Source organism: Gordonia sp. NPDC057258 (genome assembly GCF_042668985.1).
Lineage (GTDB): Bacteria > Actinomycetota > Actinomycetes > Mycobacteriales > Mycobacteriaceae > Gordonia > Gordonia hongkongensis.
The window spans coordinates 15,070-34,689 of the sequence record NZ_JBHUXZ010000040.1 but is presented as its reverse complement, the minus strand read 5'-3'; the positions used below and the strand labels follow the sequence as shown (position 1 = coordinate 34,689).

General features: G+C 64.7%; 20 protein-coding genes and 5 pseudogenes. 3 read left to right on the top strand and 22 right to left on the bottom strand.

Annotation, left to right across the window (positions count from 1 at the left end):
- Window positions 1-22: 22 nt before the first annotated feature.
- From ACFUEJ_RS20960 to ACFUEJ_RS20920, 9 genes are all read right to left on the bottom strand, one after another.
- On the bottom strand, window positions 23-772 hold the full coding sequence (locus tag ACFUEJ_RS20960) for a class II aldolase/adducin family protein (protein ID WP_006897053.1): 750 nt from the start codon (window positions 770-772) through the stop codon (window positions 23-25).
- A complete protein-coding gene (locus ACFUEJ_RS20955) occupies window positions 769-2,004 on the bottom strand; it encodes an NAD(P)/FAD-dependent oxidoreductase (protein ID WP_006897054.1) in 1,236 nt (411 codons plus the stop codon). The genes ACFUEJ_RS20960 and ACFUEJ_RS20955 overlap by 4 nt, the downstream gene beginning before the upstream one ends.
- Window positions 2,001-2,198 (bottom strand): ferredoxin, encoded by a 198-nt coding sequence (locus ACFUEJ_RS20950; RefSeq protein ID WP_006897055.1) that lies wholly within the window; start codon window positions 2,196-2,198, stop codon window positions 2,001-2,003. The genes ACFUEJ_RS20955 and ACFUEJ_RS20950 overlap by 4 nt, the downstream gene beginning before the upstream one ends.
- Window positions 2,199-2,246: 48 nt before the next feature.
- A complete protein-coding gene (locus tag ACFUEJ_RS20945) occupies window positions 2,247-2,552 on the bottom strand; it encodes a hypothetical protein (RefSeq protein WP_006897056.1) in 306 nt (101 codons plus the stop codon).
- Window positions 2,549-3,160, bottom strand: coding sequence for a 3-phenylpropionate/cinnamic acid dioxygenase subunit beta (locus tag ACFUEJ_RS20940; RefSeq protein WP_006897057.1), 612 nt, complete (start codon window positions 3,158-3,160; stop codon window positions 2,549-2,551). Before ACFUEJ_RS20940 ends, ACFUEJ_RS20945 begins: the two co-directional genes overlap by 4 nt.
- 2 nt (window positions 3,161-3,162) lie before the next feature.
- Window positions 3,163-4,626: an aromatic-ring-hydroxylating dioxygenase subunit alpha gene (locus tag ACFUEJ_RS20935; RefSeq protein ID WP_006897058.1), complete on the bottom strand. Its 1,464-nt coding sequence runs from the start codon at window positions 4,624-4,626 to the stop codon at window positions 3,163-3,165.
- Window positions 4,627-4,764: 138 nt separating this feature from the next.
- On the bottom strand, window positions 4,765-5,631 hold the full coding sequence (locus ACFUEJ_RS20930) for an aldo/keto reductase (protein ID WP_006897059.1): 867 nt from the start codon (window positions 5,629-5,631) through the stop codon (window positions 4,765-4,767).
- A 75-nt stretch (window positions 5,632-5,706) separates the two neighbouring features.
- A complete protein-coding gene (locus tag ACFUEJ_RS20925; RefSeq protein WP_020171244.1) occupies window positions 5,707-6,849 on the bottom strand; it encodes an MFS transporter in 1,143 nt (380 codons plus the stop codon).
- A 101-nt stretch (window positions 6,850-6,950) separates the two neighbouring features.
- Complete coding sequence (locus tag ACFUEJ_RS20920; RefSeq protein ID WP_055476446.1) at window positions 6,951-7,607, bottom strand: N-carbamoylsarcosine amidohydrolase; 657 nt, start codon at window positions 7,605-7,607, stop codon at window positions 6,951-6,953.
- A 28-nt stretch (window positions 7,608-7,635) separates the two neighbouring features.
- On the opposite strand from ACFUEJ_RS20920, the pseudogene ACFUEJ_RS20915 reads away from it, so the two are divergent.
- A pseudogene (locus ACFUEJ_RS20915) lies at window positions 7,636-8,409 on the top strand (IS630 family transposase); the annotation flags it as partial.
- On the opposite strand, the gene ACFUEJ_RS20910 reads toward ACFUEJ_RS20915, so the two are convergent.
- The 12 genes and pseudogenes from ACFUEJ_RS20910 to ACFUEJ_RS20855 all read right to left on the bottom strand — a co-directional run bounded on the left by ACFUEJ_RS20910 (window position 8,406) and on the right by ACFUEJ_RS20855 (window position 17,791).
- Window positions 8,406-9,068 (bottom strand): polysaccharide deacetylase family protein, encoded by a 663-nt coding sequence (locus ACFUEJ_RS20910; protein WP_307814793.1) that lies wholly within the window; start codon window positions 9,066-9,068, stop codon window positions 8,406-8,408. The pseudogene ACFUEJ_RS20915 and the gene ACFUEJ_RS20910 sit on opposite strands and share 4 nt — an antisense overlap.
- A 295-nt stretch (window positions 9,069-9,363) precedes the next feature.
- Complete coding sequence (locus ACFUEJ_RS20905) at window positions 9,364-10,257, bottom strand: alpha/beta fold hydrolase (protein WP_286352952.1); 894 nt, start codon at window positions 10,255-10,257, stop codon at window positions 9,364-9,366.
- Window positions 10,258-10,412: 155 nt separating this feature from the next.
- Window positions 10,413-11,114, bottom strand: a pseudogene (locus ACFUEJ_RS20900) (ISL3 family transposase); the annotation flags it as partial.
- Window positions 11,114-11,620 (bottom strand): annotated as a pseudogene (locus ACFUEJ_RS20895) (helix-turn-helix domain-containing protein); the annotation flags it as partial. The pseudogenes ACFUEJ_RS20895 and ACFUEJ_RS20900, both read right to left, overlap by 1 nt.
- 483 nt (window positions 11,621-12,103) lie before the next feature.
- Entirely contained in the window at window positions 12,104-12,349 is a 246-nt protein-coding gene (locus tag ACFUEJ_RS20890) for a ferredoxin (protein ID WP_006897064.1), read from the bottom strand.
- A complete protein-coding gene (locus ACFUEJ_RS20885) occupies window positions 12,346-12,618 on the bottom strand; it encodes a hypothetical protein (RefSeq protein ID WP_006897065.1) in 273 nt (90 codons plus the stop codon). Before ACFUEJ_RS20885 ends, ACFUEJ_RS20890 begins: the two co-directional genes overlap by 4 nt.
- Window positions 12,615-13,487, bottom strand: coding sequence for an extradiol dioxygenase (locus ACFUEJ_RS20880; RefSeq protein WP_006897066.1), 873 nt, complete (start codon window positions 13,485-13,487; stop codon window positions 12,615-12,617). Before ACFUEJ_RS20880 ends, ACFUEJ_RS20885 begins: the two co-directional genes overlap by 4 nt.
- Complete coding sequence (locus ACFUEJ_RS20875) at window positions 13,487-14,473, bottom strand: alpha/beta fold hydrolase (protein WP_137809379.1); 987 nt, start codon at window positions 14,471-14,473, stop codon at window positions 13,487-13,489. The genes ACFUEJ_RS20880 and ACFUEJ_RS20875 overlap by 1 nt, the downstream gene beginning before the upstream one ends.
- A gap of 48 nt (window positions 14,474-14,521) precedes the next feature.
- The gene (locus ACFUEJ_RS20870; RefSeq protein WP_006897068.1) at window positions 14,522-14,833 is read right to left on the bottom strand and encodes a hypothetical protein; all 312 of its coding nucleotides are present in this window, start codon (window positions 14,831-14,833) and stop codon (window positions 14,522-14,524) included.
- On the bottom strand, window positions 14,811-15,314 hold the full coding sequence (locus ACFUEJ_RS20865; protein ID WP_006897069.1) for an aromatic-ring-hydroxylating dioxygenase subunit beta: 504 nt from the start codon (window positions 15,312-15,314) through the stop codon (window positions 14,811-14,813). Before ACFUEJ_RS20865 ends, ACFUEJ_RS20870 begins: the two co-directional genes overlap by 23 nt.
- Window positions 15,311-16,642, bottom strand: a complete 1,332-nt coding sequence (locus ACFUEJ_RS20860) for an aromatic ring-hydroxylating dioxygenase subunit alpha (protein ID WP_006897070.1) — start codon at window positions 16,640-16,642, stop codon at window positions 15,311-15,313. The genes ACFUEJ_RS20865 and ACFUEJ_RS20860 overlap by 4 nt, the downstream gene beginning before the upstream one ends.
- Before the next feature lie 99 nt (window positions 16,643-16,741).
- A complete protein-coding gene (locus tag ACFUEJ_RS20855; RefSeq protein WP_101841495.1) occupies window positions 16,742-17,791 on the bottom strand; it encodes an SDR family NAD(P)-dependent oxidoreductase in 1,050 nt (349 codons plus the stop codon).
- A 151-nt stretch (window positions 17,792-17,942) separates the two neighbouring features.
- Between ACFUEJ_RS20855 and ACFUEJ_RS20850 the strand changes: the two genes are divergently transcribed.
- Window positions 17,943-18,857 (top strand): LysR family transcriptional regulator, encoded by a 915-nt coding sequence (locus ACFUEJ_RS20850; protein ID WP_006897072.1) that lies wholly within the window; start codon window positions 17,943-17,945, stop codon window positions 18,855-18,857.
- Between the two features lie 31 nt (window positions 18,858-18,888).
- Here ACFUEJ_RS20850 and ACFUEJ_RS20845 read toward each other — a convergent pair.
- Window positions 18,889-19,113: pseudogene (locus tag ACFUEJ_RS20845) on the bottom strand (IclR family transcriptional regulator C-terminal domain-containing protein); the annotation flags it as partial.
- A gap of 17 nt (window positions 19,114-19,130) precedes the next feature.
- Between ACFUEJ_RS20845 and ACFUEJ_RS20840 the strand changes: the two are divergent.
- Window positions 19,131-19,352: pseudogene (locus tag ACFUEJ_RS20840) on the top strand (ATP-binding protein); the annotation flags it as partial.
- Window positions 19,353-19,620 lie beyond the last annotated feature (268 nt).

Sequence of the window (19,620 nt, the reverse complement as noted above, 5' to 3'; positions counted from 1 at the left end):
TGTCCGGCTAGGGCGCAGGCCATCAACGAGGCTCACCAAGTCGTGCGAGTTCATGTCTCCAAGCAGTCTCTGTGTTGAATGCTCCTCCGAGGTCGGGCAGTTCGGCCATATCGGCGTCGGGCAGATCGACGAGGTGCCCACCAGCCGAAGTCACTTGCAGTGCCAACCCGGACAGGCCGTCCACGCTGATGGCCTGGAGAACTGCTTGCTCGACGGTTTCGGCCGCGCTGGTGAGGCCGTGGCCCCGCAGCACAACAACGGGCCTTGTTCCCATAGCATCGGCCATTTCGGTGGCGAGCCGACGGTCGCGGATGAGTACTCCGCGGGGATAGACGGGCACCCCGTTGGCGGCGAGGCGGGCTCCGGGAATGTCGTACGCCCCTACGATGGGGCGTACTGCAAGCCCTGCCAGGTCGGCGGCAACCACTCGCGGGGGATGGGCGTGAACGACAGCCCGGATGTCTGGGCGGCGCCGGAAGAGCTCGGTGTGCAGCGGCAGTTCGTTGGGGACCGTGTATCCGCCCGCGAGCTCGCCGTCGGCGGCGGGATTGCCGTCGAGGTCCACCATGCGGATGTCTTCGGCTTGCGTATACGCCAGTCCGCGTTCGTACGGGCCGCGACAGCGCACCAGCAATGTGCTGTCGGTAATTTTCAGGCTGATGTGACCCAAGATTCCATCTGCAAGGCCCCGATGGGCCAAGACCCGGCAGGCGAGGGCGATACGTTCCCGGCTGACGCTCTCGGTCTGGGGCAGCAAGTTTCCGGGTGTCATGACGCCCTCCTCGGCGGTGGCTCCAACTGGGGTTCGAGCTTGGCGCGCAGATCCTGCACCGTGATGCCCCTGGCCATGCCCAGACGGCAGGCAATGAGGGCTTTGGGCCAGTTCACGATGGCTGCGCCCCGGACGGTGGTGCCGTCGATGGTGTAGAGGGCGGCGAACTTGCCGTGGACCTGCGGGTGTCCGATGAGGACGTGGTCGACATTGCCTCCGACGCGTCCCACGACCTGGATCTTCCAGTCGTGCTGGTCGCTCCACACGTATTCAATGGGCGTGTAGGCGCGCGGCTGTTCCGGATGGATGATGTTGTAGGCCACGCAGGCGGCCTGTTCCACCGCGTTAGTCCAGTGCTCGGTCCTGACGTCCTCGCCGTGCTTCTGGTGGCGCCAGCGGGCTACGTCGCCGACGGCGTACACGTTCGCAGCGTCGAGGGCTTGACAGTACTCGTTGAGCACGACCCCGTTGTCCACCAGCAGGCCGGATGCGCTAAGCCAGGAGTCATTGGGGATGACGCCAATACCGATCAGCACGGTGGCCGCCTGAACGCTCTCACCGTTGGTCAGGTGGAGGGAGAAGTTGCCCTCCTCGCCTTCGATAGCTTCCACTCCGGTGCCGAACATGGTGTCGACCCCGTTGTCCTGGTGAAGGTCTGCGAACCACTGGCCGATCTCAGGGTTAAAGAGGCGGCTCATGGGCACGGGCACCGGGTCGATGACGGTGACCTCCAATCCCAGGCCGCGGGCGGTGGCTGCCGCTTCGGCGCCGATGAACCCTGCCCCGATAACGGCCAGCGCCCCACCCCGGAGAAGGTCCCCACGTAGTTCGCGGGCGTCCTCAAGGGTGCGCAGCACGTGAATCCCTGGAGACTGGCCCCAGGGAGAGGGCCGGGGTGATGCTCCGGTGGCAATGACGAGGTTGTCGTAGCGAAGGGGGTCATGCCCTTCAAGCTTCAGCAGGTTCTCGGCGACGTCCAGATCGACAGCGCGGTGCCCCAGCAAGAGTTGGATGTCCTCGGCATCGGCCTGCTCCTGTGTCAGCAGCCGGATAGAGTCCTCGTCGGCGGATCCCGCAAGAACGGATTTCGACAATGGCGGCTTATCGTAGGGAAGTTCGGTCTCTTCTCCCACGAGGATGATCTCCCCCTTATAGCCTTCCAGCCGGAGGGACTGCGCGGTGCGCACCCCGGCAATGGAGGACCCGACGACGACGACGGTGCCCGGGCTCATGCGTCCTCTACCACCAGTGCGGAGACCGGGCAGCTGCGCGCGGCTTCGGTGACGCGGGCGCGGTCGGCTTCGGGGACTTCGGTCTGGAGCAGCACGACGATCCCGTCGTCGTCCAGGTCGAAGTAGTCAGAGGCTCCGACGACGCAGTTCGCGTATCCCTGACAGGCCTGCAGATCGGCTTTTACAACGGGCATGGTCGAACTCCTTAGCTTGAGACGGTGGTGCTCTGGCGGTTGGGGTGTTTATTCGTCTTCGGCCACGAGCGGCCCGAAAGGGTGTCCGATCATGGCCGAGAACGTGGCCGGGGCCTGCCAGGTCAGGGACTCCAGTTCCAGCGGACAGAGCGTTACCCACTGGCCCGAACGAGGAGATTGAATCATCAGCCGCGAACCGTTGCGGGTCTCGATGCGGGTGACCTGGACCTCCGAGAACTCGTTAGCGATCACGATCGGCTTGCCGGTGACGTGCTCTTCGAGCCGGCGGCGTTCCTCGGTGGCCTGGATCGCCGCGAGGCGGTCTTCCTCCTCGCCTTCCCATTCCAGTTTCACAGGAAGATCGCCAGGTTCTGCATGCGGATGACCGACTCGTCGACCATGATGGTGCGACGGGCCAGCTCCCACCCGGACCCGGATGAGGTACGGCGGAGGAGATCCTCGCGTCCTGCCGAGACAGTGGAGGACTCCCCGACGTCACCACGGCTGCGGAAGAGAAGAACCGCCGAGTCCACGATGATCTCTTGCGGGTCGGGGGTGCGGAAGGTGCGCACGTTGGTGATGTAGTGGCGCAGCCGTGATGGGGGGTCTTCGGTCCACGCGTGCTCGGTGGCGAAGCGTGCCACGCGGCGACTGAGCGAGTACTTGTTCTCGTCCCAGTGCGCCATCCCCGGTGAGGTGGAGTATCCGGCGCCCAGGGCAGTGGTGACGCGGACGGGCATGAGATAGTGCACGTCATCGGCGATCCGGGAGAGCCACTCGTCGTAGTCCTGGGCGTCCAACAGGTACGCCTCATCGACCAGCCAACGATGCGCCTCCAGGTGAAGTTCATCGTTGAAAGGCAGGGTCTGCCCCGTCCGCTGAGTACGCGGGGCGTGGGCTCCCAGCGCCGATTGTTCGGACAGCGTCAAGTTCTCGTTCTCGTGTGCCGTTCCAACACTCATGATCAGACCTCCTCGTGAAGGGTTGCTGCGGGCGCGGTCTCTGCGCTGCCGCAGGCCGGGCGGGCGGGCCCCGATCCGGCGGCCGGTGGCGCTTGCACCGGGTCCGAGCCCACGTGCACCTGCGCTGCGGCTTCTACCGGACGTTCGAGGTGATCGGCCCACCGGCGCAACAACTCCCGCTGGTTGTACTCGCTGTAGCCGACACGGGTGGCGCCGGGTCCCGAGTATTCCTCGGGGGACAGGGCCTCGACGACGTTCTCGCCGTTCTCGAGCATGCCCATCCGGCTGTTGAGCAGCAGACGCCGTGCCATGGAGCCGGCGGCAGTATTGGTGAGGGACACCCAGTTCTCGACGTCGTCCTGCTCGAACATGCCGCCACTGCCGAAGCACATGAGATACGCCTTGTAGGAAAGCGCTTTGTACTCCTCCGGCGCGTTCTTGTCGACGGCGAACCACGAGAGGACTTCCGTCTCGTTCTCGCTGATCGGCTGCCACACGCGGATAGAGATGAAGGGGAGCACCTCGTCGGAGCCCTCTTCGACCCGCGGCCAGTTATGGACGAAGCTCATGTTCGGGAACAGTGAGGCCGCCGAGATCATGAACCCGTCCTTGCCGACCACGTCGAGCTGCTCCTGGGTCCACTGCTCCTTCATCCGGGCGATCATCTCGTCCGGGTAGCCCACGTAGCGCAGGCGCTCCTCCAGGCCACCTTCGGGCAGCTTGTAAGTGGTGCCGCCACCGTTGCCAGCCCAGTACGTGGTGCCGTCCTTGCGCTTCTCCGCCTTGGGCTCGCGGAAGAGGCCGATCTCCACCACCGAGGTGTGGGTCTGGGGCGTGTGGTACATGTCCCCGGCGAAGTTCTCGGCCCCGATCTTCCAGTTCGCCTTGACCCGCCAACGCTGAGGGCCACGCAGCTCGATGCCGTCCGCGCTCTGCTTCGTGTAGTAGTCCAGGTAGAACTTGAAGTCCCCCAGGAACTCCTCCAGGGGCTCGGCATCCGGGTCCATGCTGATGAAGATCAGACCGTTGTACGTGGCCAGCGAGGGAGCAGGCAACAAGGTCTGGCCCTTCTTCTTGAAGCCTTCCTCCCCGCCGTATGCCTCCTTGTGAAACGGCAGGCCAACGAGGCGCCCGTCATTGCGGTAAGACCAACCGTGGTACGGGCAACGGAAGTGGGAGGCATTGCCCATCTCCGCCCGGCACACCTGCATGCCCCGGTGGAGGCACATGTTGAACAGGGCCCGGACCTGGCCCTGTTCGTCCCGAGAGATAATGAACGAGTCCTCGAGGACCCTGCGGACCACGTAGTCACCAGCCTCGGGGACCTCCGACTCGTGGGCGACGAACAGCCAGCTGCGGCTGAAGAGACGTTCCTTCTCGAGTTCGAAGAGCTCTTTGTCGTTGTAGATATGTGCAGGGATCATGCCCCGCCGTACGTCCTCGAGGACGCCGTGATGGTCTGCCATGGGAGAGCTCCTTCTCGATCATCGATCAGTCAGTCTGTAGAGCAGAGGTCCACTCTGTCGTGAAGAGGTTTCCGCATTTTGTGATCTACGTCAACCCCTCCCACTCTTCGTGCCAGGTACGGGTGGGTGCGGCAAGGGTCAGTGGCCGTTTTCGGGGGAGTCGGAGTCGCGGGCGGCGTTCTCTCCGCGGTCCAGCCTCGCCAGGGCGGCCATTTCCTCGGCAGTCAGGGAGAAATCGAACACCGAGATGTTCTCGACCAGCCATGCGGGTTTGGCGGCCTGCGGGATCGGGACGATTCCTTGCTGGACGTGCCAGCGGAGCAGAACCTGCGCCGGACTCTTTGCTGTCCGTTGCGCGATCTGCACCACGATGGGGTGGTCACGCAGTCCCGATTCGCGACCAATAGGGCTCCAGGCCTCGGTAATGATGCCCAGGTCCTGGTGCACTGCCCGCGGGGGTAGCCGTGCGAGATCGGGGCTGAGCTGGATCTGGTTCACGTCAGGAACCACGCCGGTCGCGGCAATGACCTTCTCCAAATGGTCCGGCTTGAAATTGGAGACACCGATCGCTTTGACACGGCCTTCGTCCAAGAGCTTGACGAGGCCTCTCCATGCCTCGGTGTACTGGTCCAAGGCCGGCACGGGCCAGTGGCACATGAACATGTCCAGGTAGTCCAGGCCCAAGGCTTGGAGACTGCGGTCGTAGGCCCTCTGCACACCGTCGACGCTGTGGGACTCCTTGTTGAACTTGCTGGAGACGAACAGCTCTTCACGCGCAACGCCGGCAGTGCGGACACCGCGTCCCACCGCGTCTTCATTGCGGTACTGGAACGCGGTGTCGACGAGCCGGTAGCCGCTTTGAATGGCGTAGCGGACGGCCGTCTCGCACTCTTCCCCCACCAGTGGCCAGGTGCCCAGGCCCAGATGCGGAATGCTATGCCCGTGCCGCAGTCGGAGCCTCGGGACCGTTGCGGGGTCATCGCTCGGATGGGTTTTCGTCGTCATGGACAGCCTCTCGTCGAAACGTCTTGCTTTCTTGTCACCGGAGGCAAATAGCGCGAGCCTCGGGGTCTGTGTCGGTCAGTCGACATCTTTGTTGGATCTCCAGGTGGTTGCAGCTGGGGTGATGATGAGCAGGCCCGCGGCCAGCAGGGCCGCGGTCACCGGAACGAGGGTGACCAGCCCGGCCATGCCCAGCGGTGAGAGGAAGAGCGCCGTGGCGCGGAAAGTGCCCGTCAATGCGAGGGCGTCTCCGCGTTCTTCTGGGTGCACCTTCTCCGCTGCGATGGCCGGACCGACGGTCTGCAGGACCCCGGCACCGATGCCGGAGATGGCCAGGGCAATGGCCACCGGGGCGGTCAGACCGGCGAACGGTCCCACTGCGGCCAGTCCCAGCCCTGTAGCTATCATCCCGATGACCAGAGACGCCCTGACGCCCCGGCGCCGGACCCACCCGCTGGCGGTACTACCGACGAGAACGGTGGCGTTGGCGATGGAGAGCAGGATACCGATGACTGCAGCCGGTTGGCCTGCCAGGGACAGGGCCAAAGGGACGTAGGAGTCCAGAAGGCTTTTCCAAACCCCTGCGCCCGTGTTCATCCAGCAGGCAGCGTTGACACCGGGTCGTCGCCACAGACGGACATCCCTGCCAGTGGGTGAAGAAGGCCTGGCCGCGAACGGGGGAAACCTGATCAACAAGGCCGCGGGGACGACGGCGACGGAACCTGCGACGATCCCCATCATGAGTGGCAGTTGCACCGAGGCCTCCCAGAGGTATCCGGCCACCGTGGGGCCGAGAAGCGCACCGATCCCCGCCGCCAGATTGACGTCCCGGAGGCCACTGACCGGTGCGGCGGATGTACGAACGGCGTGGGTCTGGCTGCTGGTCCAGAAGAACGCCCGGGCTATTCCCTGGACCAACTGGGACGCGACAAAAAACACGACCGCGGGAGAAATCGCGAGCAGTGCGCACGAGATCGCGATCATCAGCCCGGATCCCACGAGGAAGGACCTGTCCGGAATCCGACGCATCAACGCGCCCATGTACAGGCGGGTGATCAGCTGTGCGATGGCAGCCACGGCGACCAGCAGCCCGATCTCACTGGGGGTGTAGCCCGCATGCACACCCAAAAGAGGGACGACAACGGACAAAGTGCCCAGCGCGAAGCTGAACAAGATGATGGCCAGCGCGCTCAAGGCCCTGTCATAGTTGACGGAGTCCATGTGCTTTCCCGTGGTGGTAACTCTTTCGCATCGACGTCCTCAAGGATCCGCTGATGCGCTGGCCGATGAGCTTTCGTCACCGGTGTCCGTATTCGGCGTCTCTACTGGTGGACATGCTGGAGGTAGGCGCTGGCGTCCTCCAGGCTCACGACGTCACCGTACTTGTTGTCGATGTCGAAGAGGCTTGCCAGGTGTGGCAGCTCTGCTCTGTCTCCCACGCCCTCTTCCACAACGACTGTGTGGAATCCGTAGGAGCACGCGTCCACAGCGGTGGCGCGGATGCATCCGCTGGTCGTGCATCCGAGGAGGATCACCGTGTCCACGCCCCGGGAGATCAGACGAGCTGCCAGATCGGTACCGAAGAAACAGGACGCGTACTTTTTGACCAGCAGCATCTCGTTCTCGCGACGACCCAGTCGCTCATCCAGCTCCACCCACTCGTTTCCCTCCATCAGCCAGCTGTTGGAAGGGATCTTGCGGATCCACTTGCCGGCCTCCTGAAGGTCCGCATCGTAGGCGACCGTCGAGAAGATCACGGGCACGTCGGCATCGCGTGCGTCTGCAAGCAGTTGTTGGGTGGCCTGCAACTGAGAGTCGAGTTCGCCGGCCAGGGGGGATCTGGTGTCGGTGAACCCCCGGATCAGGTCGATGACCAGCAGCGCTGGCCGCTGCCCGAAGCCGGTCCGGCCGCCCAAACCTTTGGCTCGGAAATCTGCTCGAAGACGTTCGTATTCTTCAACGGCATTGCTGATAGACATTGTTGTCTCTTCTCTTCTCTGCTTTGTTCCTCCGCCGAAGAAGTACGGGGTGACGCACTGGTCCTCACGCCTGCTGGCGGATCATCTGAAGATCGGTAACGCCACCGTGGCCAGGGCGTGGCGCAAGTTCGGCGTGCAGCCTTGGCGGGCCGGAACGTTCAAGTTCTCCACCGATCCCGAACTGGTCGCGAAGGTCACCGACGTGGTGGGGTTGTACTTGGCGCCACCGGACAACGCGATCGTGTTGTGTGTTGACGAGAAGAGTCAGATCCAGGCGCTGGATAGGACCGCGCCGATGCTGCCGATGCGCACCGGCAGCATCGAAAGGCACACCCACGATTACAAGCGGCACGGCACGACGACTCTGTTCGCCGCGTTGGACATTGCGACCGGGCACGTCACCGGCGCGGTCAAGCCGAAGCATCGCCATCAGGAGTTCCTGGCGTTCCTGCGTCAGCTCGACCGCGCCTACCCGGAGGTGGACCTGCACCTGGTGATGGACAACTACGCCACCCACAAAACCCCGGCGGTGAAGGTGTGGCTGGCACAGCATCCGCGGTTCCACGTGCACTTCACCCCGACGTCCGGGTCCTGGCTCAACCTCGTGGAAGTCTGGTTCGGCATCATCGACCGGCAGGCCATCCGCCGCGGTGTCTTTACATCCGTCAAGGACCTCAATGCCAAGATTCGCCAGTTCATCACGGGCTGGAACGACCGCAAACACCCATTCGTCTGGACCAAAACTCCCGAACAGATCCTCGCGAAAGCCAACCCTAAACCAACTTCAGAAACGCGACACTAGGCCGCAGGACGATCCGCAACATTATTCTTGAAGTGAGCCGCGATATCATCCGACGTAGTAATCCAAACATCGTCCTGTTCGGCGATGAAATCCAGGGCCAGGTCAAGGTACTTCTGACGGAACGGCTGGTTGATGATGAACGGGTGAAGGCCAATGCCCATTACTCGCACATGGTCATCCGCTTCCTTAGACAGCTGCTCATACTGGTCCTTAATCAGCTGGACAAAGCCCTCACCGCTGAGACCGTTTCCGCCGAACAGCATCACATCATTCAAAACGGTCGAGTACGGAACACTGAGCATCGGCTTCTCGCCATTGAGATAGAACGGCTGGTCGTCGGCGCACCAGTCCAGCACATATTCCAGCCCCAGTTCGGCGAGAATCTGAGGTGTCTCAAATGTCTCGGTAAGCGCGGGACCGATCCAACCAGTCGGACGAGTCCCCGTGTGCCGCTCGATTTCGTCCACGACCTCTTCAAGATATTTTCTCTCTACGCTCTTCTCCATCCCGTTCTGGAAGGTCGAATTGTCGCGACCATGAGCCACCCACGACCAGTTGCGCTCGTTTCCGGCCGCGATGACCTGGGGATAAAGCGAACATGCGTCAGAGTTCACAAAGGCGGTCGCCCGCATTCCGTGACGATCGAGCGATTCGATCATCCGCTAGATCCCCACCCGCATTCCATAGTCTCGCCACCCATAGTTGAGGGGGTCCGGGGTCAGCCCAGCTGTTCCGGCAAAAATTGATGTCGACGGCTTGTCGACCGGATAGTGTTCCACCGCGACGCCCGCGTAGAAGGCGACCTTCTTCCCGCCCGGCCACTCGAATCGTGGACGCTCAGTAATCGGTGAATAGTCGTAAAGCGAGTTGTGCATTAGATTCCAGCTTCCTCTTCGAAGTTGTTTGTATCAGACATCTGGTCTTTCGAGCACGAAAGACCGACGAAGGGTTCTGCTAAAGCGAGATGAACGCACCAACCGCGGCGTTGAACTTTTCGCGCTGGTCACTGAACACGTGATGACCAGCGTTGTTGATGAGATAGAGCGAGCTATCCAGGGTGTTGGCAGCGATCAGATCGAAGAGCCCCTTACCCATCGACACCGGCGCCGATCGATCATTGACTCCCCACACAACCAGCGTCGGCACCGGGATTCCTGCGTCGGCAAGCCGTTCCTGAACCCAGCGCCTGCCCTCGCTGAGGCTAGGCAACCAGTGCTCCTCCGCATTGCGTGCATATCCGGCGACAGCGTCGAGCTGCTTTTCGCTCTCGAGCCACTTTGTGGCGATCCCGATGTAGTCCTCGGGCAGATCTCCCTCATTAACCGCCTGGGCAGCATGATAGTGACGGATCAACTCGGCCGAACCTCCGGGGGCAGTCCTTTCGACTCGCTCGTAGAAGTCCATGTCGGTTCCGACGGGCGGCGCCGGTGCCGCAGTCGCACTGCTGATGATGACCAGCTTCTTTACCATCTCAGGGTACTTCAACGCGAGAAGGACCGCCGTCATGCCGCCGCGCGAGTGACCCACCAGGGTCAGGTTCTTGAGCCCCAACTGAGTTGCAAAGTTCGCAACGTGTTCGGCGACCGCGTCGACAGTCCAGTCTTCGTCATTCAGCGGGAGACCAGTCTCGCCCTGACCGAGTTTGTCGACCGCGAGGACACGGCCGTACTCGCCGAAATCCTCTAGAACGTTGCCCCAGGATTCGATTCCGGCCGGTATGAAGAACCCGAAATGCCCCCCATGGATGAGGAGGATCGGATCCTTGTCCTGGCCGTCGTCGAAATAACGCGTCTGAACCCCTTTCACATCGACGGTATGGAACTTCTGGGTGATTGAAGAGCTTGGCACGGATAACGCCTTTCTGTGCACGATAACGATTGAACAATTCATCGCAGTTCGACCCCTACCGACGTGGTAGTTCTGGCCAGTAGAAATCTCTTCTGCGTGTGCCTGAAAGCTACGCGCCTCCGCATCGACTGTCAATAGAAAGGGCCCTTCCGGATTCAGAGTGCATTGATCCGATCCTGAAGCTGTCCGGAGTGGATCAGTGACCGCAAGATGTAGTGCTTGAGGTTGCGGAAGCCCAGGGCGATTCCGCGGAGGTGTTCGAGCCTGCCGTTGATGGCCTCGACGGGGCCGTTGGAGGCACCCACGTCGAAGTAGGCGAGGATCTCGCGGTGCCGCTTCCATAGCGACCGGCCGAGCTGGGCGAGCTCGGGCAGCTCGGTGGGCACCCCGGTCCGGATCGAGCGCAGGAGCTTGTACATCGCGATCTTGCCCTCCCGCTTGCCCGAGGCCTCGTAGGCGGCGATGAGTCGCTGGTAGACGCCGTAGGTGACCTCCACCGCCGCGTGCGCATCGTTGGCGGTGAACGCCTTGAACAAGCGCACTTTCTGTTTGTCGGTCAGCAGCCCTGCCCGGGTGTTGAGCGTCCTGCGGATGCCGTACAGCGGATCGCCGGTGCGGCCCCGGTGCCCGGTGGTGGCCTGCTGGATGCGTTGGCGGCACACGGTGAGCTTGTCGGCGGCAAGATGCACGACGTGGAACGGGTCCATCACCGTGCGTGCTGCGGGCACGGCCTTGGCTGCGGCGGAGTGGTAGCCGGCGAACCCGTCCATCGTGACCACCTTGACTCGGTCTCGAAATGCCTGGTCGCGGGCGTTGAGCCACTCGGTGAGGACCTTCGCCGAACGGCCCGGGACCATCCTTTGGCGCGGCCGAGGAACTTGTGCCCGCCGCCGTCGGGGATGCGTCCGAGCTTCTTGATGTCCACGTGCACCAGATCGCCCGGTGCGGCGTGCTCATAGCGCTGCGGGCGTCGCTTGGTGGCGCGCACCGGGGCGCCGGTGGCCGGGTCGGTGAACGCCAGGCGCACGCACCCGAAGCGGGACAGGATCTTGTGCACCGTCGAGGGGTGCATTCCCAGGTGGTAAGCGATTCGGGCTGGCCCCCACCGGCGCGATACGCGCAGGCCGATCACCCGGCGCTCCCGACGACGCGGGGTGCGGTGGGGGCAGGTGTGCGGCCGGCTGGAGCGGTCAACCATGCCGGCCTTGCCCTGCTCGCGATACCGGCTGGCCCAGCGTCGGGCCGTGGTGACCGAGACACCGAACCGTTCCGCAGCTCGGGCCGGGGGCCAGCCGTCTTCGACGACACACCGGGCCAGGCGCAGTCTTCCCGTGGGCGTCAAGGTCGCGTTAGCGTGGGACACGAAGACCTCCGTTGTGGGTGTGGTTGCTTGGTCGCTTTCACACCTCACACGGAGGTCTTCCTCATTTCATCTCGCCATGCCGACCGGAGACACAACCTCCGTGGTCAGTACATCTAGCCGACTGGGCCAGTGCCCGAGGTGCGGCAGGAAGGCAGGCCGGTATCCTCTTGGGCGTCAACGATATGCCCGCCGCGGCGACCAAATGCTGTACGCGTGGCAGCCCGGGATGCTGGCATCGAGCCCCGGATCGCGAGTCGCCCGGTCTGACAACGTGGTCGTTGACCCGCTCAGCGATCGGCCATTGCGGCTGCCACCCCTCCAACCGAGAGCGCGAGCGGAGAGAACCTGCTGAACGGCGCAGCCGGCCGCTAACGTCGGTGGTAGCACGTTCACGAACCGGGGCACAGGGCGTACCGGCCACCGCCGCCCGACGGGGTTCGTTCTCGACCGCGGTTGCCACCGCGTCCGGCGAAACTCCGTCGGTCACCGGCCGCGCCGCGGCAGCGATGGTTCGTCCACCAGGGGGTCGGAGACGGTGATGGCCCGCATCGGGCAGCTCGCGGCGGCCTCGAGCGCTAAGGCGCGGGTGCGGGGGCCACCGTCAACAGGCTCCAGAACGACGGCGACGCTTCGCTCGTCATCGAGGTCGAAGAGCTCGGGCGCGGTCACAACGCACGAGGCGAAGCCCTCACACCGCTCGAGGTCCACCGTAATGTTCATCATGTTCATCGTCCCTCCGTGGTTAAGTCATGGGCAGTCTGTTCGGCGGCGAAGCGCCGCATCGGATCGATCCTGAGCGCGCCGGCCAGCTGCATGATCAGCAGTGGGTGGGCGCCCCTTTGCTGGAGGGTGACCAGGTCGCCCTCCAGGACGGCCGCAAGATCGGCCAGCCGTACGCCTGCGAGGTCGGCCGCGAGCTGGCCCGACTCTTCCGCAATAGAACGAAACTCCGGATCCCGGACGACCCGGCGGATGACCTGGTCCAGGGGTAAGTTCACGGTTCCTCCTCGGGGGCCAACCGAGCCAGCGCGATCCCGGTCGCCCAGTCCGGGACGGACTCGTATGCCAGGACGACCCCTCTCGGCCCACGGGCCGTCCGCTCAGGCTCCGACACTCCCCAGCCCTCCTGACGGGACGCGGCGGCCATCGCGGTGACCCAGTTGCAGATCTCCGGGGCACCATTGCCGGCCTCAGCGAGGACGTCGGCGGTCTTCATGGCGAGGATCGCGCCGAGGTCCCCTGCGCGCACGTGCTGCAGGAATCGCTCGTCGAAGGCGGAGTTGATCTGGCCCATCTCCGGCGTGCCGACCCAGTGGGAGAGCCCGCCGGTCCCGAGCACGACCACTGTTTCGGCTGCGGGCCGCCGCGTAATGACGTCGCGCAGCAGTTCCCCCAGTTGGGCGCTGCGCCACAGGGGTGGCAGAGGCTCGGTGTTGGCGTTCTGGAACACCGGGACCACCGGGATGTCCATCTCTGGTCGGATCAGGGTCAATGGTGCCATGAACGCATGGTCGATCTTCGGGTTGGCGGAGAACGCGAGGTCGAATCCGGCGGCCACCCCTTCGGAGAGCAGCTGGGCAGCGAAGGCGCCAGCAAGTGGGACCTCGGCGCTGGCCACTCCTCCATCGCCCCAACCGGTGGCTATCTCTCCGATTCCGACGCATATCTGCGGAAAGCTGTCGTAGCTGAAGGATGCTAGGTGCTCGCTGCTGACGACGACGAGCACGTCAGGGGACAGCCGGTCAATTTCCGCACGCACCTGAGCGAAGGCCTGATGGACTGCGGCGTGCACGTCGTTGTCCGGTTGGAGCTTTCGGATCATCATCGCCGTGTGGGACGTCGCGTACGCACCTACCAGCCTGCCCATCAGCGGGCCGCCCGTTGCCGGTTGGTGGCCGGATCCGTGGGGCCGCCGTCGCCGTCGCCGTCGGTGCGCCCACCTCGGCGCCCCGCGGTGACCGAACGCACGAAACCGCCGACGACAGCGTGGAATTCCGCCGGCTTCTCGAACTGCGGCCAGTGACCGGCGTCCTCCATCAGACGGAACGTTGCATCGGGAATGATCCGGCTGGCCGCCTCCCCCACCGTCCACGGCATGGTCGGGTTCTGCCGGGTCCACAGCACGAGCGTCGGGCAGTTGATCGTCGCGAGCCGCTCGGCGGTCAGCAGTTCCTCCGGCCGGGGCCGGGAGGTGAATGCGGCGACCATGTCACCGGCGGTGGCGGCGAAGTCCGGGCTGGCGTAGATCCGGTACCGGGTCTCCACCAGTTCGTCGGTGACCACGGACGGGTCATGGACCAGCCATTCCAGCCGAGTCCGGACCTTCTCCCGGGTCGGGGTGTCCAGAGCCTTGGTGGTAGCCTCCGCGACCTGCCGGCCGACGTTCTCGGTCAGCGTGGCACCGTCGGCGTCCACCTGCAGCCCCGCCCCGGTGACGCTGACGAGCGAGGCGACCCGCTCGGGGTGGTGGACGGCGAGAAACGCCGCGACCCAGCCACCGAGAGACTGCCCGACCAGGTGGGCTCGCGAGGCGCCGATCTCGTCGAGGAAGCCGAGCACGTGCTCGGCGAGCGCGCGGATCGAGTACTCGATCTGCGGCTTGTCGGTGAAGCCATGACCCAGCATGTCAATGGCATGCACGCGGAAGTCCCGGCCGAGGACGGCGACGTTGCGCACCCAGGTCTCGGCGTGCCCGCTCACGCCGTGCAGCAGGACTACCGGCTCACCGGCGCCTGCCTCGATGCTGCGGGTGCGGTAAGAGCTCGCCTGGCGGTACCGGACCTCGGTTCCCAGCAGGTCCACCCAGAACGAGTTCCCCTGGGGCTGGGCCATTCCCCCTTCAGTGCTCGTCACGTTGAAGCTCCTCTCTGTTCGGCCGTGCGGCCGGTGCGGGATGGTCGGTCACTCCGGTCCGAACGGCTCGGAGAGCAATGTCGTGTAGGCCCTCTCGTCGAGCCAGGTGAGGCTCTCCAGCTGCAGCGCGTCAAGGAAGACCTCGCGGCCGGTGCGCAGGCTACGGATGGCCAGGCGAAGGTCGTTGCCGTCTCGGTCGGCGCGTACCCGCACCCGGGCGAACTCGTTGCGGACTACGAGCTCGCCGTCGGCAGAGCCGATGCGCAGCCAAGAACTCGGCTCTGGTGCGCCATCAGCCCCGACGTCCCGACTGCCGTCGAGGTCAGCCGCCTGGGCCTCAGAAGAAGATGGAGATGGCACGGGGCAACACCCGGTGGTCGAGGAGCACGGTCCGTTCGGCGATCTTCCAGCTCTCACCGGAGGTCACGATCCGGTCGCGACGGGAGCCGACGAAGAACTGCTCGGAGTTGGCTCGCCGGGACTGGAAGATGATGAAGTTGCACTCCGCTACCAGGTCGCCGTCCGGCCCGGGGGTGACCAGGACGTTGCTGATGAACCGGCGCGTCCGCGACCGCGGCTGCTCCGCGTGGGCAAGGCCACCGGCCAAGCGCTCCATCCGCTTGGCGAGGAAACGGGCGTCCTCCTCCATGAGCGACCACTCGCCGGGGACGTGGTCCCGGTGCTGCCGCACCTCACGGGTCTCCGTGATCGGCATCCAGTAATGGACATCCTCAGTGAACAGGTCGAGCCACTCGTCGTAGCGTTGCTCGTCGAGCATCTTGGCCTCGCTGTAGAGGAAGTCCTCGACGTCGCGGCGCAGATCGGTGAGGGAATTGGTCATTTCTGCTCTCCCGGGGTGGTCATGAGTTCGAGCCAGTAGCGATAGAAGTTGCGGTGGTTCTGCTCCGAATAGTGGGGCCCCAAATGGCCGGGGTATCCCTCCTCGTGGATCTCGCCCTCGTGCCCCAGGCCCATCGCGTAGTTGAAATCCCGGGTCTGGGAGACCACCCCTCGGGCGGACTCGGTGATTTGCTCGAAGTTCTCGCCATCGTCCTGGCCAAAGATCCCGGCCGCGGCGTTCTCCTGGGACATCTGGGTGCGGGCGAAGTCCTTGACCGACTGCGGCGCGTCGCGGTCGAAGAGCGCCGTCTGCCAGACCTCGATCTCACCCGGTCCCCTCGGGTGCCATTGGAAGAGCCCGAAGACGTGGAAGACGCCGAACTTGATCCATGACAGGTTCGGGAAGATATTGCCCTGACCGAGCCCGTGCATCTCCGCCTGCAGCGGGGAGACCCGGGCCTTGAGCCGCTCGTGCACGGCGTTGACGTACTCGATCGCCTCCGGCCCGAGGAGCTGAGCCATCCCGACGTCGTTCTGATAGGCCCGGCCGGGCTTGCTGATGTCGCCCATCCCGTGGCCGTGGTCGAAGTATGCGATGTAGTCGCCGAGCGTGTCGTAATCGGGGAGGAAGCCGATCTGGAAGGCCGACCCATGTGTGTAGAGCACGTGGTAGTCGTCGCCGGCGAAGTTCTCCGCCGCCAGCTTCCAGTTGGCCTTGATCCGGAACTTCATCGTGGGGCCGATCACCTCGAGCCCGCCGAGCGGCGCCTCGAAGGCCAGGTCCAGATACCAGAGCTGGTCAGCGCCGAGGTAGTCTACCAGCGGGATGGCGTCCTCGTCCCAATTGGCGAAGATGAAGCCCTTGTAGTTCTCCACCCGCGGAACGGCCTTCAGACCTAGGCGCGGCTTGTCCAGCTCGCCATGGTAGACGGTATCTGCGCGCGGTGCACCGATCAGATCGCCGTTGTTGCTGTAGGTCCAGCCGTGGTAGGGGCAGCGGAAGAACTTCGAGGACCCGGCGTCGGTGCTACACACGGCCATGCCCCGGTGGGCGCAGGAGTTGAGCATCACCCGGATCACTCCGTCCGCACCGCGAGTGGCGATCACAGGGTCCTCGCCCATGAAGTTCGTCAGGTAGTCGCCCGGCTCACTCAACTGGGACTCGTGGCCGATGAACAACCACGTCTTGGTGAATACCCGGTCCAATTCCTTGCGGTAGGTTGCCTCGTCGACGAAGACTGTTCTGCTGACGGCACCCTCGTCGGGCTTCACCAGGTCGTGCAGTCTTGCGGCGGCCACGTCAACGGGGCGTTCGCTAATGCTGGTCATGATCGGGTCCTCTCGGGGTCTGACGGGTTGCGTGAGGTGAGATGGGAGGGCGGACCCGAACGGCCCACCTGTAGGCGGATCGTCTGGGCGTCTGCGGTATCACTGAGCGCTGTCATTGCTGGTCCAACTGTTCTGGGCCCCGAGGTTTGCCATGCCCGCGGCGTACAGGGCACCCTGCGCGTCGAAGGGGAGGTGGGCCACGCCGGCCCGCTCGTATGACGGGGTCGCGGCTTCCAGCCGGCTGTAGATCTCCTCCATGTCCGGAGGCAGCTCATGGTCCTGCCAGGCGGCGTAGTCCCCGTAGCCGTGGTCGTAGTTCCACTCCGGCACGTAGTAGAGGCGCCCGGACGTCCCCGCGCTGTCCTGGGCGGCGAGGAAGAGCGAGATCGGCAGCAGGTGCTCGGGAATCGCCGGGCGCATGAAGTAGGCAATGCCCTGCTCGTTGAAGGCCCGGGCGGTGGCGTCGAACCACGACGCTCGGGTGTGCCCCGGCATGATCGCGTTAACCGCGACCCCGTCGCCGCGCACTTCCTCGGCGAGGTAGAAGGTCAGCGCCATCACGGCGGCCTTGGTGGCCTGGTAAGGCATCTCGACCGTCCACGGGCGCAGCCCGTGGTAGCCGCCGCCGGCGGCGACGGCCAGGACGCCACTGCTGACGACGTTGACGATGCTGCCCCGCTGCTGGGCCCGCATCGGCTCGATGAACCGGCGGATGGCCTTCAGCGTGCCGAACACGTTGACGCCGAACATCACCTCCCAGTCGCGGTCGGTCGTGTCAAGGGTGTTCCGGTGGCCTGTGGGCGGGAAGAGGGTTTCGGAGACCAGAGACGCGTTGTTCACTAGGACGTCGACGGTCCCGAACCTGTCGATTACAGCGTCTCGGGCGGCGTCGAGGGCGTCGTCGTCGGTGATGTCCATGTCGACGGCCATGCCGCTGCCGTCCGACTCCAGCTGCTTGCGGAAGTCGTCAGCGTCGTCCCACGTCAGGTCCGCTGCAACGACCTTGGCGCCGGCGCGCAACAGTCCCTCGCAGAGGGAACGGCCGATGCCGCGGGCTCCACCGGTGACAACGATGACTCGACCCGCCGCCTCGCCCTGCCACTCACCGAGTGCCCGCTCGACCAGCTGACGCTGCCGCGCAGTGGCCACGGTTTCTCCACCAGACTCCGACATCCAATTCTCCTCAAGTTAGGACGGCTTTCTGCATTGCAGTACACATAAAAGAGTATGACCTTCATCACAGGCTGTCTATGGGCTATTTTGGTATCGAGCTATTCACTGGTGAAACTAGGAGCCGTGCGTGGAGCTGCGTCAACTCAGGTATCTCGTTGCGGTGGCCCGCGAGGGGTCGTTCCTCCGCGCCGCCGCCACCCTCGATGTGCCGCAGCCCTCGCTGTGGCGTTCGATCAAGGCGCTGGAGGCGGAGCTGGGCATCGCCCTCTTCGAGAGGTCCGGCCGCGGAGTACAGCTCACCGGTGCCGGGAATCAATTGCTGCCCCGCGCCCATTACCTGCTGAATCGAGCGGAGTCGGTCTCCCAGTTTGCCCACGAACTCGCTCGCGGTCGAGCGGGCGTCGTCACGGTGGCCTGCGCATATCCGCACGTGTCACGGTTCCTCGCGCCCCTGATCGGCACCTTCCGGTCGGCGCATCCCGCTATCCACGTCGCCGTCCACGAGTACTCGGGCCTGCCCGCGATCGAACAGGTGCTTAACGGGGACGTCGATCTCGTGACGGGCCTCGGGCAGGCCGACCAGCGTCTTGCGGGCCACCAGCTCGGCGACGTGCGGCTGGCGGTGGTGACCTCCGACGACCACCCGTGGCGGGGCCGGAGCCACGTCTTGGTCGCTGAATTGCGTGGCCAGCCGGTGCTCACCGGGCACGCCGATAGCCTCACCCGGCGCCTGCTGGAGCCGGCGCTGCGGGCAGGGGGCTTCGGGCTCGACATCACGTCGGAGAGCGTCAACGCCACCACCATCGTTGCGCTCGCCCGGGCAGGGCTGGGCGTGGCCGTCATCGCCGACGACAACCTCAGTGCCGACGACTCGGCCAGATGGCCAGTGCTGGTCGACGAGCACACCCCGATGAGCGCCCCGCTGTGGATCTACTGGTCACGCGAAGGAGGCATCGCCCCGGCGGTACGGTCCTTCGTGCGCCACGTCCAGGGGACCGGCAACCGGCTGGACCGGGACGGCGGGCAGCCCAGTCCAGCCTGAGGCCCAGCCGACTTCGGCCTGACCACGCCGATCAGAGCAGGAGATGGTCGATCTCCTCCGCCGCAGCTACCAGCCGAGTGAGGATGTCCTGCTCGGTCGCCGAGCTCATGCGACTGAGCGGCAGCGAGGCCTTGACAGCCAACCGCGGAGAGCGGGTCGAGGCCAGTGCGACGGCGAGGGAGGCGACATCCTCCTCGCTCTCCTCCTTGCTCGACGCGAACCCCCGGGAACGGATCGTGCGCACCGCGTCGAGAAGTTCGGTCCGGGTGCCTAGCGAATGGGCTTTACCGCCTGGTGGACGCCGCCTACGAGAAACGTGCCATCGCGATCAGCTCGAACCTGCACCCGGCCGGTTTCGACGAACTCATGCCCAAGACCATCGCCACCGCGACAGTGGATCGGCTACTGCACCGCGCCCACGTCTGCCAGACCAGCGGCGACTCCGTCCGCCTCTCCGAAGCACTCGCAGGCCAGGGAGTGAAGCCCTTGTCCTGACAACCCGAAAACCCGAGATGGCCAACTTCTGGGCAGATCCCATTGAAGTGCCCCGGGTAATCGATGTCTCCATCAAACCCGGGGCACTTCAGCGGTCAGGTCGTCGGTGAGGCAGCATCGTGCGCACAGTCCTCGGCGGTGGGGTTCGTCCTGGTCTCCGCAGCGGGTGCAGGTCAGTCGGGGGTCGTCGATTCCGGCACAGTCAGTGCAGATGGGCTGGTCGTTGGCGAGGCCAGGCAGCAGTCGATCCGGGCGTTGGCAGCGGGGG

Coding starts and splice junctions, on each gene's coding strand:
- ACFUEJ_RS20960 (WP_006897053.1), bottom strand. CDS start 772: ATGACACCCGGAAACTTGCTGCCCCAGACCGAGAGCGTCAGCCGGGAA.
- ACFUEJ_RS20955 (WP_006897054.1), bottom strand. CDS start 2,004: ATGAGCCCGGGCACCGTCGTCGTCGTCGGGTCCTCCATTGCCGGGGTG.
- ACFUEJ_RS20950 (WP_006897055.1), bottom strand. CDS start 2,198: ATGCCCGTTGTAAAAGCCGATCTGCAGGCCTGTCAGGGATACGCGAAC.
- ACFUEJ_RS20940 (WP_006897057.1), bottom strand. CDS start 3,160: ATGAGTGTTGGAACGGCACACGAGAACGAGAACTTGACGCTGTCCGAA.
- ACFUEJ_RS20935 (WP_006897058.1), bottom strand. CDS start 4,626: ATGGCAGACCATCACGGCGTCCTCGAGGACGTACGGCGGGGCATGATC.
- ACFUEJ_RS20930 (WP_006897059.1), bottom strand. CDS start 5,631: ATGACGACGAAAACCCATCCGAGCGATGACCCCGCAACGGTCCCGAGG.
- ACFUEJ_RS20925 (WP_020171244.1), bottom strand. CDS start 6,849: ATGGACTCCGTCAACTATGACAGGGCCTTGAGCGCGCTGGCCATCATC.
- ACFUEJ_RS20920 (WP_055476446.1), bottom strand. CDS start 7,607: ATGTCTATCAGCAATGCCGTTGAAGAATACGAACGTCTTCGAGCAGAT.
- ACFUEJ_RS20910 (WP_307814793.1), bottom strand. CDS start 9,068: ATGATCGAATCGCTCGATCGTCACGGAATGCGGGCGACCGCCTTTGTG.
- ACFUEJ_RS20890 (WP_006897064.1), bottom strand. CDS start 12,349: ATGAACATGATGAACATTACGGTGGACCTCGAGCGGTGTGAGGGCTTC.
- ACFUEJ_RS20880 (WP_006897066.1), bottom strand. CDS start 13,487: ATGGGCAGGCTGGTAGGTGCGTACGCGACGTCCCACACGGCGATGATG.
- ACFUEJ_RS20865 (WP_006897069.1), bottom strand. CDS start 15,314: ATGACCAATTCCCTCACCGATCTGCGCCGCGACGTCGAGGACTTCCTC.
- ACFUEJ_RS20860 (WP_006897070.1), bottom strand. CDS start 16,642: ATGACCAGCATTAGCGAACGCCCCGTTGACGTGGCCGCCGCAAGACTG.